The sequence below is a fragment of the Flavobacterium croceum DSM 17960 genome (genome assembly GCF_002917885.1).
GTDB classification, from domain to species: Bacteria; Bacteroidota; Bacteroidia; order Flavobacteriales; family Flavobacteriaceae; genus Flavobacterium; species Flavobacterium croceum.
Window position 1 is genome coordinate 114,250 of record NZ_PQNY01000011.1, and the last position, 14,256, is coordinate 128,505.

The following is a 14,256-nucleotide window of genomic DNA, read 5'->3' on the forward strand; positions in this document are numbered from 1 at the left end:
TTTTAATTACTGTTTTTTTGTATAATTTCTTCAGCTAGGCTAATATAGTTTATAGCTCCTTTGCTTGTAGCATCAAAGTTTATAATACTTTCACCAAAGCTAGGTGCTTCACTAAGTTTTACATTTCGTTGAATAATAGTTTTAAAAACCATTTCACTAAAATGTTTTTGCACTTCTTCAACTACTTGATTTGACAATCTTAGTCGAGCGTCGTACATAGTGAGTAAAAGCCCTTCTATATCTAAGTTTGGATTGTGTATTTTTTGTACGCTTTTTATCGTATTTAATAGTTTTCCTAATCCTTCGAGAGCAAAATATTCACATTGAATAGGAATTACCACACTATCTGCGGCAGTAAGAGCATTTAGTGTAAGTAGCCCCAACGAAGGAGCGCAATCTATAAGTATATAATCGTAATCATTTTTAATAGATTCTAATGCTTGCTTAAGCATATATTCTCTTTGCTCCTTATCTACAAGTTCTATTTCAATAGCTACCAAATCTATATGAGCTGGTATTACATCTACATTTGGAGAAGAAGAAGCAATTACAGCTTCTTTTGGTGTATTGCTATGTTCTAATATTTGATAAGTTCCTATTTCTACACTCTCAACATCTATGCCTAGACCAGAAGTTGCATTTGCTTGAGGATCTGCATCTATCAGTAATACTTTTTTTTCTAAAACACCCAATGAAGCAGCAAGATTTACTGAAGTTGTGGTTTTTCCAACTCCTCCTTTTTGATTGGCGACTGCAATAATTTTACCCATGTATCTTACTCGATTTAGGCGGTAAAAATACAATTTATTATTGTTTTGTCAATTGTATTTTCTTAACAAAATTGTAAAAGTTTTAAAATGAATTACATGAAATGTTAATAACTTATTTGCTTCCTTTGGCTTTTATCATCATTTCTAGCATATCCCACATTTCTTGCGGAATTTTTTCTAAAATATTAAATTCTCCTGCACCTTGTAGCCATTCTCCACCATCTATGGTAATCACTTCTCCATTAATATAAGATGAAAAATCAGAAACAAGATAAGCGGCTAGATTTGCCAATTCTTGATGGTTTCCAACTCTTTTAAGAGGTACTTTTTTTGCCATATCAAATTTTTCGGCTAAGTCGCCAGGTAACAATCTATCCCAAGCGCCTTTTGTTGGAAATGGTCCTGGAGCAATAGCATTCATTCTAATACCATATTTTGCCCATTCTACAGCCAAGCTTCTCGTCATGGCCAAAACGCCTGCTTTTGCTGTAGCACTTGGAACAACATAGCCCGAGCCAGTCCAAGCATAAGTGGTTACAATATTAAGTACATTGCAATTGGTTTGTTTGGTACTGATCCAATGTTTTCCAAAAGCCAAAGTACAATTTTTAGAACCTTTTAATACAATGTCGATTATGGTGTCAAAAGCATTTGCTGATAGTCTTTCGGTAGGAGATATAAAATTCCCTGCGGCATTGTTTAACAAAACATCTACTTTTCCAAAAGTTTTTAAAACTTCGGCTAGCATAGCTTCTACTTGATCGTAGTGTCGTACATCACATTGTATAGGAATACATTTGCAATGAGTATTTTTTTCCAATTCGGAAGCGGTGGTTTTTAGTTTTTCTAAATCTCTAGAAGTGATAGCCACATTGGCTCCAAGTTCCAAAAAATATTTGGTCATAGCTTTGCCCAATCCGCTACCTCCGCCAGTAACTACAATAACTTTGTTTGCCAATGCATTGTCGCGAAGCATTTTTGCTGAAAAATCCATACAGTAAAATTTTAGTTTCAAAGTTATTTGTTTTTGTTATGCAAGCATAGTTTTTTTTGAAATAAATTTAATTTTAATGTTAATTGATGCGAAATTTGGTTTCGTTATGTTGTTTTTTTTCTAATGTCTGTTTTTTTGAATTGTTTTTAATAAATATTTGAAAACAAATGCTTTAACTCTCTTTTTTTTCTTTTAAAATTCAGTAATTATTAAAGTGCTTAACTCTATCAGATAGAATTTTATTCTAAATTTATACCATAACTCTAATCTGAATAAATTTTAAGATGATGCAGCAAAATTTACAATTACAATCAATTCAGAAAGCAAGTAGCGTTTTTAAAAAATTGTTACAACTGCTTTTTGAAAGAAGAAATTCAAATTCTAAAATCCATAATTGGTCGTTCCGATTAATGATTGGACTATTTATGATAATTTCTTCAGCCATGTATTCGCAAATGGCATTGGAGTCTTTTGAATCGGGAATACCAGCTACTTGGAGTAAATTTCAAAATAGCTTTGGGACATCGGCTTGGACCACAATTCCCGATGGTTATTTAGGAGGTAGCGCAGCTTATATTAATCCTGCTGCAGATAATATTGGCGCAGGTAATACTGCCGAATATTATTTGGTAACACCTTCTGTAACTGCGCCTTCTAATGGTGAAATACGATTCTATACCAAACAAGGCAGTGCTACAAACAACGGTACAATTTATCAATTAAGATTATCCACTGCAAGTCAGCCAGATATTAATGGTTTTACAATTGTGTTGCAGTCTTGGACAGAGGCCCAACTTAACACCAACGCTACTACTTATGAAGAAAAAATAGTTGCTTTGCCTGCTAGTATTCCTGCAGGATTGAATTTTTATTTAGCCTTTGTTGCGGTAAATGCACAAACAGGGGCAACTGCATCTGGAGATTCATGGTATGTAGATAATGTTAGGATAATTTCTTCTTGTCAAAAGGTAGTTTCTACAAACTTTACTACTTCTAATATTTCTGCATACGGAGCAAATTTATCATGGACGCATCCATCAGCCACTAATTTTCAGATTCAGGTATTACCTCAAGGTGGAACTCCAACTGGAACAGGTACGTCTACTTCAAACAGTTATTATGCTTCAGGTTTGTCGCAAAACACTACTTATGATGTGTATATTAAAACAGTTTGTGATGCTACTACTGCGAGTGATTGGGCAGGTCCTTTTTCATTTAAAACTAAATTGATAGGAACATTATGTACTGAGCCAATTATTATTAATCCAACAACTACTACACCTTATTCTTTGAGTGGTAATTTAGCAAATTATCAAAATACAAGTGTAACTTATACCACACAAGGTACAAACTGTTTGTCTCCTGCTATAACAGGTAATTATCTTAATGGAGCTAAAGTTTTTTTTAGTTTTACACCTACACAAACAGGTTTGATTACAGTTACAACATCTACTGCCAATACAACACCTTTGGCCACTACCAATTGTTATAATCATATAACGGGAACTTTTATATATAATGGATGTTCTAATGTTGGAGTAAACTGTTTAGCAGGTATGAATACGAGTGCTGCAAATACTCCAAAGCAAATACCTAATTTTTATGTACAAGCAGGACAAACTTACATTATAGTACTTTCATCTAGTTTAACTCAAACAGCAGGAATTTGCTTTAATATAAGTGTTAATTATGCTACATGTCCTGCACCAGCTACTTTTACTTACAAAGATTTACAACAAACTTCTGGTTTATTCTCTTGGGATAATAACGGAAGTTTAGTATCTAATTGGCAATATTTAGTACAACCAGCTGCTACAGCAGCTCCTTCGGCTTCAACAACAGGTACAGCTACTACAACCAATATTGATAATACTGTATCTGGACTAACTGCTGCTACTGCTTATAAATTATATGTTAGATCAGTTTGTGGAGGTACTCCTGGGGCTTGGAGTGTAGGATACCCTTTTACAACTCAATGTAATACTTTTAATACGCCATATTCTCAAGATTTTACAGGTACTTCTACAACTGTTCCAGCACCTTGTTGGACAGCATTAGATGTTAATAATGATGGAGTAACTTGGTCATATTTGTCGAGTGCTGCTACTATGCAAACGAGCACATATCAAAATTATAATAATGATATGTTTATTTCTCCTCAAATAAATTTTTCGGGAGTTCAAAAAAGAATTCGCTATAAATATGCTGTCAATTCGGGTACTTCAAAATACTCTGTAAAAATTTCAACTACAGGTATTGGAGCTTCAAATTTTACATATACGTTATTACCTGAAACTACAATTACTAATACCACCTTGACAGAAAAGATAATTAATATTCCAACATCTGTAACGGGATTAGTTAATATAGCTTTTGTTGTTTCTCCAGGTACAGGTAGTACCGCTACTAGAATTAATATTGATGATGTTTTTATTGAAGACAAACCAGCTTGTTCAACTCCAATTACCCCAAGTGTTGTAACAGGATCAATTACTACAACAAGTGCTCAGTTTCAATGGACTTTAGGCGATACAGAAACACAATGGGAATATGTAATTGTACCTCAGGGCGATGCAGTTACTACAGGTACACCAGTTTTAACAAGCTCGAATCCTTTAACCGTGAATGGTTTAACACATGCTACTCGATATGACTTTTACATAAGAGCATATTGTAGTTCAAGTTTGCAAAGTGCTTGGGTAGGACCATTAAACTTTGTTACACTATGTAGTTCGTTTGATGCACCTTATACAGAAACTTTTAATGATGTTGATCCTACAACCAAAAAGTTTTGTTGGAGTATAAATAATGTAAATAATGATGCTGCTAAATGGACAATTTCTGCCACAGAAGCTGCGATTTTGAGAGGTTTTAACGGACCTACTTCTTTTAATGATTGGATAATAAGCCCTGCAATTAATACGGTAGGAAATAAAAAACTTACATTCAAATATAGAGCATTAGCTACTCCTTTTACACCAAATCCGAGAGCAGGATTGGAAGTTTTAATCTCTACTACAGATACTAATCCTTCGAGTTTTACAGTAATTCAACCTTTGTTTGAATTTACAAATACAGTTTATGCAGAAAAATCATTATATTTTACAGGAAACGGACCAGTATATATAGCCTTTAGAGTACCGCCTACTATGACTTCTCCTGGAACTGTATCTACATTAAATTTAGATGATATTAATATCGTAGATGCGCCGCCTTGTCCAAATCCAGCTAATTTAGTAGTTACCAATATAACTCAGACGAATGCTACTTTTTCTTGGTTGCAAGGATATGCAGAGAATCAATGGCAAATAGCTATTCAACCACAAGGAACAGGTTTACCAACTTCTGGAACTGTAATAAATACAAATCCTTACACAACAACAGTATTAACTCCAAATACAGCTTACGAAGTATATATTAGAGCAAATTGTACAAATAATAATACAACAAGTGATTGGGTAGGGCCTGTTACTTTTAGAACACTTTGTACTGCTTACAATACACCATTTGTAGAGACTTTTAACACAGACTCTACATCTGAAGAATGTTGGAGAGTAGTAAACAATAACAATGATGCTAACCCATGGAATATGAATGTTACGGTAAATCCGTATGAAGGGAACCAAATGGCAGGTATGTTTACAGGAAGTAATGGTGCCAATGATGATTGGTTGATTTCTCCACCAATTAACATACAGCCAAATCAAAGATTAAGATATTACTACAGAGTTAATAATTCATCTTTTACAGAAGATTTAAAAATTAAAGTTTCCACAAATGGAGTAGAACTATCACAATTTACAACTACAATTTACGATTCAGATACTGACCCTGTTTTAATAAATAATACGTATTATAAAGAAAAGGTAATTAATTTACCAGCTAGTTTAACTGGTATAATTAATATAGCCTTTCAAGTGCCGTATAGAGCTCCTGAGCCTATAGGTTATAGAGGACAATTGTTGTTTATAGATAAAGTAATTGTAGAAGATATACCTGTATGTGCAACACCTACAAATGTAATTATGCAAAACGTGTTAGATACATCAGCACAGGTAACTTGGAATGCCAATGCAGGAGAAACATCTTGGGAGGTAGTGGTTCAGCCATACGGAACACCAGCTCCAACTGCAACAGCAAATCCATTATATTCTCATATAGCCACTTCCATACCCTATACAGTAACTGGATTAAATGCTTCTACTAAATATCAAGTTTATGTAAGAGCAATATGTAATGCAAGTACTCAAAGTGTTTGGACAACTCCAATAGAGTTTAATACTAAATGTAATATGAACGATTTGTGTGAATATACATTTACATTATCAGGAGGTACTTCAAATGGAGTAGGAGGTGATTTTGATATTTATCAGAATGGAGCTATAGTACAATCATTTAGTTTTCCTACTGGGCCAGCAAATGTTACTCCGCCGCCAGTAGATGTAACCGTATTTTTATGCAACGGAACTCAATTTTCATTATTTTGGGATTCTATAGGGACTGCTTTAAATCAATATCCAAATGCAGTAATACAAATAAAAAATAGTTCAGGTACAGTGGTTTGGACAAGTCCAGCAGGCTTAGGAGTACCGAGAACAACATTGTATACAGGTGTTCCAACTTGTGGAACAATTACATGTCCGCAACCAACAAATCTAACTGTAAATAGTCAAGGTGTACTATCTTGGACTGCAGGAGGAACAGAAACCCAATGGGAAGTAGCTATACAGCCTGTAGGTAATGGAACGATACCTCAATCGGGTACGATAGTGTCTTCGCCAACATATACTCCCACAGCTACAGATTTTACCAACTTAACTTCTGGTACTTATGAATTTTTAGTTCGTGCTATATGTGGTAGTGGAAATACAAGTTATTGGTCTGGACCTAAAGTGTTTATTACTAACGACGATGCTTCTCATGCACTTACTGTTCCAGTAAACAATACCAATCTTTGTACAAATACGGCAACTAAGGTTTCTTTTGTTGGGGCTACTCCTTCTTCAGAATCTAGTTCATGTTCAACGGTAAATAATGGCGATATTTGGTTCCAATTTGTGGCAACATCAAAAGTTCATGTTATAGAAGCCAATGGTTTTACAGGTAATTTTTATCAGAGTTCTGGTGATGAGCCTTATCCAAATATGATGATGACTTTGTATAAAGTTTTAACCGATGGAAGTTTGCAACAAGTAACTTGTAGTGAAAATAATTCTATTGTAGCTCAATATATGTCGGAGTTAGTTGTAGGAACTACTTATAAGTTGAGATTGACATTAATTTCTCCAACTCAAAATACAAGACAATTTGAAATTTGTATAAAAACACCTTCAGATTTATGTAATGTAGATGTTGTGAATGGAGGTTTTGAGGAGCCACCAATGCCATTTGTTACTGGAGTTTCTACTATTTCTACTCAATATGTTGTACCTGGATGGAGAGTTAATTTGAATACTTGGAGTTCAATTTTCTTTACAGAGGAATTAAATTCTTTAGGTGCAGGACCAATAGAAGGTGGGCAATGTATACAATTATTATCGGATCCTGAGGCAGATTGGAATCCTTCAGATCCAAATATCAAAGGTTTGTATAAAGATTTAGATTCATCAGAATTAACTCAAATTAATTATAATTTTGCTCATGCAGCTAGAAATACGTCTGGTAGTTCAGTTCAGCTATTTGCAGGACCACCATCAGGACCTTTTACATTATTAACAGAGTCATATTCTCCGGGTGCTTTATGGATAATGAATAGTGGTTCGTACAATGTTCCAACAGGTCAAAATATTACTCGATTTATATTTAGATCTAAACAAAATATTATTGGAAACTTACTAGACGCAGTAAATTTTAAGGGATTTAATGGTATAAATACTCCAAATAAAACTTTAACTTGTAGTCAAGTAACCACTTCTGTAGATGCAGAAGGATTAGGGGTTTGGGAAGCAGATTCTTCTAATCCTGCCGAAACTATAATTGAAAATCCAAATAATGCTACTACAAATATTTCTGGTTTTAATACTTCTGGAATCTACAAGTATCATTGGAAAACAAGATATTGTGATAATATTATAACAATTACATACCAAGGCATATCTACTACACCTACTACTAGTCCAGTTGGTTTATGTCTTAATGAAACAGCATCGGCTTTAACTGCAACTGTACCTTCTGGATATACTTTAATGTGGTATACTACTTCTGTAGGTGGTACAGGTAGTACAACGGCTCCTATACCTTCTACTAATTTGGTTGGAACTACTACTTATTATGTAAGTGCGGTAGACTCAGCAGGATGCATTGGACCTAGAGCATCAATAGTAGTAACTGTAAATACTTTACCAACAGCAAGCATAAGCGGAACAACAACAATTTGTTCAGGAACAGGAGCAACGATAAGTTTTAATGGTACACCAAATGCTACAGTAAGTTATACTATCAATGGTGGAGCTACACAAACAATCGTATTAAACAATAGTGGAAGTGCGAGTGTAAGTACAGGCAACCTAAGTTCGAGTGCTAGTTATGCTTTAGTAAGTGTAAGTTCAGCCACTACACCATCATGTAGTCAAACTGTAACAGGAAGCGCAGTAATAAGCTTGTATTCAGTAATACAAACCGATGTTTCTGCAACATGTATTGACTATGAATTACAATTAACAACTTCACCTATAAATAATTCTTACAATACTACTTCAGCTAGTTATCAATGGGTAGATTCAAATGGGGTTTCTGTAGGTTCTAACATTGATACTTTTAATGTGAATGATTATTTAGAAATGTATCCAAATGCAAGTTTCCCTCTTACATTTACAGTTATAGTAAGTCAAAATGGATGTTCAGGTTCAGATTCAATTATTATAGAAAACCATCCATGTAAGTTAATACCAAAAGGAATTTCACCAAATGGAGATGGAGATAATGATCGTTTTGATTTGAATGGTTTAGGAGTAAATGAATTAGTAGTATTTAATAGATATGGTACCAAAGTATATGGTTTTCAAGGTAAATATACAAACCAGTGGAGTGGCTTATCAGATGATGGAAAAGAACTTCCAGACGGAACATATTTTTACAGTATTGTAAAAGACAACGGTACTACAGTAACGGGTTGGGTTTACATCAATAGACAATATTAATATCAATAATAATTACCTGTCTTTATATAATTTATAAAGGCAGGTTTAATCGAAAACACGTATGAAAAAAATATATTTTGCATTAGCGGTATTGTCTTTATTGAATAGTAAGATATTCGCACAACAAAATCCTCACTACACTCAATATATGTATAATATGAATGTGGTAAACCCTGCATATGCAGGTTCTAAAGAAACTTTGTCTGGAGGATTATTATATAGACAACAATGGGCAGGATTAGAAGGAGCTCCAAAAACAGCTACTTTAGCTTTGCATAGTCCGATAGGTAAAAATGTTGGATTAGGTATATCGGCTATTTCAGATAAAATTGGTCCAATTGAAGAAAATAATTTTTACGCAGATTTTTCTTATAAATTAAATTTAGGAGGAAATCATAGATTATCATTTGGTTTAAAAGCAGGAGCTACTTTTCAAAAAGTTGGGCTTTTCTCCGAAATTGGAAATGGATATATTCAACAAGCAGGAGATATCTCTTTTAGACAAGATGCTAATAATACTTTTTTAAACATTGGTGCAGGAATATTCTATCATACCAATAAATATTATGCAGCTTTTTCGGTGCCGAATATGCTAGATCAAAATTATTTAGACATTACCAATAATGGTCAAGTATACCAATTTGGTAGCACAAAACAACATTACTTTTTTACAGGAGGTTATGTGTTTGATTTATCATCAAATACCAAATTTAAACCTTCTTTTATGATGAAGTCTGCATTTAATGCACCAATTTCATTTGACTTTTCTGCTAATTTTCTGTTTTTTGAAAAATTTGAAATAGGAGGAACTTATAGGCTAGATGACTCTATGGGGGCAATGATAAATTATGCCATAACACCTAGTATAAGGTTAGGATATGCCTACGATCATGTTCTTTCAGATTTAAAAGTAACAACGACCGCATCGCACGAATTTATGTTGTTGTTTGATTTGAATTTTTCTAAAAAAGTATCCGTTTCACCAAGATTCTTCTAATCTAAGTAACATTATGAAAAAAAATATTATATACTTAGGGCTATTATTAACAAGCGGAATAATATATGCTCAAAACTCATTTACTGAAAAAGCAGACAAATTGTTCCAAACGTATCAATATGTTGGGGCTATAGACGAATACTTGAAAATTGCAGAAAGTAAAAATGCAGATACTTATGTATTTACTCAGTTGGCAGATAGTTACTATCATATATTTAAAAATGAAGAAGCAGCCAAATGGTATGCTAAAGCTGTAGAAAACACAAATAATCCAGAAACATATTACAAATATGCTCAAACTTTAAAATCTCTAGGTAAATATACAGATGCCAACAAGCAAATGGATGTGTTTTCTAAAATGGTACCATCAGATTCTAGGGCTATAGAACATACTAAAAACCCAAATTACATACCAAGTTTGGCAAATAAGTCAAAACTTTTTGATGTTTCTGAAGTAAATTTGGCTGTAAAAGAGCAAAATGATTTTGGAGCATTTTTAACCAATAATAATGAACTTTACTTTGTAAGTACTAGAAATACAACAAATAAAAAAGATAAATGGTCAAACCAATCATATTTAGATATTTATAAATCAATAAAAGGCAATGATGGAAAATTTTCTGAAGCTACACCAGTATCAGAATTGAATACTGCATTTCACGATGGCCTCGTTTCAATATCTTCAGATGGTAAAACAATGTATTTTGCTAGAGATGGACACAGTGAAGGAAAATTTCAAAAAAGAAATGGTAACGTAAAATTAGCGCAACAGGGTTTGTATAAAGCTCAGTTTGTAGACGGAAAATGGACAAATATTGTAGCTTTACCCTTTAATAGTACAGAATATTCTGTTACAAACCCAAGTATTAGTAAAGATGGTAAAACCTTGTATTTTGCTTCTAATATGCCTGGTGGTTTTGGAGAATCAGATATTTGGAAAGTTCAAATAAATGGAGATACATATGGAACTCCAGAAAATTTGGGAGCAAAAATTAATTCTAAAGAAAAAGAAAATTTTCCTTTTATTACAGATGATAATATTTTGTATTTTGCTTCAACAGGAAAACAAGGTTTTGGTGGATTTGATCTTTATAAAGTAAATACAACCGCTACACAAGAGCCTCAAAACTTAGGTAAACCTATCAATTCTGAAAAAGATGACTTCTCATTTTGTTTTAATACTCAAAATAATATAGGTTATTTTTCTTCAAACAGAAATGGGTTTGATACTATTTATGGTGCAACAACTATTTGTTCATCTCAATTATTTGTAAATGTTTTGAACAAAAAAACAGGAGCGTTGGTGCAAAATGCAGAAGTAGCTATTTTGGATGCAAAAGGAAATACAATTACCAAAAAAACAGTTTCAAACAAAGGAACTGTAGACTATGATATTGATTGTAATGCAGAATACGCTTTGGTTGTTTCTGCTCCAAATTTTGATACAGAGAAAGTATCAATTGCAGGTACTAAATTGGCTACAATGAACAAAACAGTAGAAATTACCCCAACAGAAGTTATTATTACAGATACAGAAGTTATATTAAACCCTATTTATTTTGACTTTAATCAAAGTGCAATTACTTCGCAAGGTGCTTTAGAACTTGATAAATTAGTAAAAGTAATGAAAGCAAATCCTGCTATGGTAATTTTTGTAAAATCGCATACAGATACCAAAGGAACTCTAGATTATAACTTAATATTATCTCAAAAAAGGGTTGATGCCACTCTAGAATATATTCGTTCCAAAGGAATTACACCTGATAGAATATCTGGAAAAGGATTTGGAAGTTCACAACCTAAAGTAGAATGTGGAGGCAATTGTACAGAAGAACAAGATGCTCAAAACAGAAGATCTGAATTTGTAATTGTGAAAAAATAAGGCTTAAAAACATTTATATCTTACAAAAAGATAGTTAATTTTGCCAGATATACAAAGGCTGATCTTTACAGTAAATAAAGATTAGCCTTTTTTAATAAAAAATTGCGTTGATGAAAGTTTTTAAATTAGTATTATTTTTTGTATTTGCGTTAAGTTATAGTCAAAACCAGCCAAACGATTGTGTAAATGCTGTTACTATATGTGGTAACGGAAATTTTAGTTCAAACTCTTCGGGTATTGGTACCATTCAAGAAGTTTCTGGCTGTAGTGGGTTTGAACACAATTCTATATGGTTAAAAATAAATATTGTACAAGGAGGAACACTTGGTTTTGATTTAATACCAAATGACCCAAACATTAATGTAGATTATGATTTTTGGGTATATGGACCCAATAGACCTTGTAATGCCTTGGGTAGTCCAATTCGTTGTGCTACTACAAATCCGGCAGCAGCAGGACTTTCTAGTAATAGTACAGGTATGTATGGTTCAACGGTATTAACTACAACTGGGCCTGGTGCAAATGGAAATGGTTATGTAAGATGGCTTACTGTAACTGCTGGACAATCTTATTATATTGCTATTGATAGACCTGTAGGAGATGGTGGATTTACAATACAATGGACAGGGACAGCTATGGCAGGTACAGGAGCATTTCCAACACCACCATTAGTAAATAGTATACCAAACTATATAACATGTAGTAGTACACCAAATATTGGATTGTTCGATTTGAATACTAGAAGAGCTTTATTAAACTCTGATTTAGTAAACAATACTATTAGTTTCCATACAACCTTAGCAAATGCAGTAGATAATGTTGCTCCTTTGCCAAATATTTATGCAAATTCTTCTAATCCTCAAACCATTTATACTAGAGTAACAAATAATGTATCTGGATGTTTTACAACAGGAACTTTTAATCTAGTTGTTTCTACTTTACCTACAGCGACTACAACCACATCAGCAAGTACAATTTGCCAAGGTAACTCGGCAAGTTTTACAGTTACAGGTACTCCAAATGCAACGATAGAATACAATATAAATGGAGGTGCTACCCAAACAGCAATATTAGATACTAGCGGAACGTTTTCTTTGACTTCAAATTTGTCTACAACTACGACTTTTAACCTAACCAAAGTACTGGTTTTAGATGCTTTGGGCAATACTATATGCTCTTCTGTACTTACAGAATCTGACACGATAACCGTATTACCATTACCAACAGCAAATATTTCAGGTTCGAGTACTATTTGCTCTAATACAAGTACAACGATTACTTTTTGGGGTACCTCTAACTCCATAGTTACTTATACTGTAAATGGAGGTTCAAACCAAACCATTACACTAGATAGTTCAGGAAATGCTACACTTAATACAGGTAATTTAACTACAACTTCAACTTATAGTTTGGTAAGTGTAAGTTCGGCAACAACACCTGTTTGTACACAATTAATTTCAGACAGTGCTGTAGTAACTGTTATACCGCAACCAACAGCAAGTATTTCAGGTACTACTACAATTTGTTCAGGAAACTCTGCTACAATTTCTTTTACAGGTACTCCAAATGCTATAGTTACGTATACTGTTAATGGAGGTGTAAATCAAACGATAACGTTAGATACTGTAGGGAATGCTTCTTTATCTACAGGTAATATATCGAGTAGTGAAGTATATAATTTACTACAGGTTTCTACACAAACAATACCTTCTTGTAGCCAAACATTATCTGGAACAGCCACAATATCGGTATTACCCTTAGCAACAGCAAGTATTTCAGGTTCGAGTACTATTTGCTATAATACAAGTACAACGATTACTTTTACAGGTACCCCCGACGCTATAATTACTTATACTGTTAATGGAGGTTCAAACCAAACTATTGCGTTAGATAGTACAGGAAATGCTACGCTTAATACAGGTAACTTAACTTCAAATACAACTTATAGTTTGGTAAGTGTAGGTTCGGCAACAATACCTGTTTGCACACAATCAATTTCAGGCAGTGCTACAGTAACAGTAAATCCTATATTAATGGCAAGTGTAAGTACAACTTCATCTTATGTATGTCAGGGATCAAATGTTGTATTCACATTTTCAGGTACACCACTTGCGACTGTTTCTTACACTAATAATTCAAATCCTCAAATCATTGTTTTAGATAGTTCAGGAGTTGGATTATTAACTATTAATTCTCCTGTATCAAGTAGTACAATTAATTTGTTGTCGGTTTCAGATTCAAATTGTTCAAAGTCATTATCGCAATCTGTAACCGTTACAATCTATCCATTACCAGTAGTTGTAACACCGAGTCCTATGACAATGTGTAGTAATGGTTCGAGCAACCAAGCTATTTTTAACTTACCATTAAATGATAGCGCTATAACCAATGGTGCTTCTGGACTAACAGTAACGTATTACAACAGCCAAGCCGATGCTGATGCAGAAACTAATGCGATAACCCCTTCAAATACT

Annotated in this window: 5 protein-coding genes and 1 pseudogene; 4 read left to right on the forward strand and 2 right to left on the reverse strand. The window is 33.5% G+C overall.

From position 1 onward, the window contains the following. Positions 1 to 2 precede the first annotated feature (2 nt). Positions 3 to 770 (reverse strand): ParA family protein, encoded by a 768-nt coding sequence (locus Q361_RS09600; RefSeq protein ID WP_103726511.1) that lies wholly within the window; start codon positions 768 to 770, stop codon positions 3 to 5. 112 nt (positions 771 to 882) lie between these two features. Then, positions 883 to 1,764: an SDR family oxidoreductase gene (locus Q361_RS09605; protein WP_169929290.1), complete on the reverse strand. Its 882-nt coding sequence runs from the start codon at positions 1,762 to 1,764 to the stop codon at positions 883 to 885. 284 nt (positions 1,765 to 2,048) lie between these two features. Between Q361_RS09605 and Q361_RS09610 the strand changes: the two genes are divergently transcribed. The 4 genes and pseudogenes from Q361_RS09610 to Q361_RS09625 form a co-directional block, all read left to right on the forward strand. Then, positions 2,049 to 8,903, forward strand: coding sequence for a choice-of-anchor J domain-containing protein (locus tag Q361_RS09610; RefSeq protein WP_103726512.1), 6,855 nt, complete (start codon positions 2,049 to 2,051; stop codon positions 8,901 to 8,903). Between the two features lie 61 nt (positions 8,904 to 8,964). Continuing rightward, entirely contained in the window at positions 8,965 to 9,900 is a 936-nt protein-coding gene (locus tag Q361_RS09615) for a PorP/SprF family type IX secretion system membrane protein (protein WP_103726513.1), read from the forward strand. Between the two features lie 13 nt (positions 9,901 to 9,913). After that, positions 9,914 to 11,782 carry an OmpA family protein gene (locus tag Q361_RS09620; protein ID WP_103726514.1) on the forward strand — a complete coding sequence of 623 codons (1,869 nt, stop codon included), beginning with the start codon at positions 9,914 to 9,916 and terminating at the stop codon, positions 11,780 to 11,782. Positions 11,783 to 11,892: 110 nt separating this feature from the next. Beyond that, positions 11,893 to 14,256 (forward strand): annotated as a pseudogene (locus Q361_RS09625) (hypothetical protein); the annotation flags it as partial.

Excerpts from the sequence above, each read along its gene's own strand:
- Q361_RS09600 (WP_103726511.1), bottom strand. The coding sequence starts at position 770 with ATGGGTAAAATTATTGCAGTCGCCAATCAAAAAGGAGGAGTTGGAAAA.
- Q361_RS09605 (WP_169929290.1), bottom strand. The coding sequence starts at position 1,764 with ATGGATTTTTCAGCAAAAATGCTTCGCGACAATGCATTGGCAAACAAA.
- Q361_RS09615 (WP_103726513.1), top strand. The coding sequence starts at position 8,965 with ATGAAAAAAATATATTTTGCATTAGCGGTATTGTCTTTATTGAATAGT.
- Q361_RS09620 (WP_103726514.1), top strand. The coding sequence starts at position 9,914 with ATGAAAAAAAATATTATATACTTAGGGCTATTATTAACAAGCGGAATA.
- Q361_RS09610 (WP_103726512.1), top strand. The coding sequence starts at position 2,049 with ATGATGCAGCAAAATTTACAATTACAATCAATTCAGAAAGCAAGTAGC.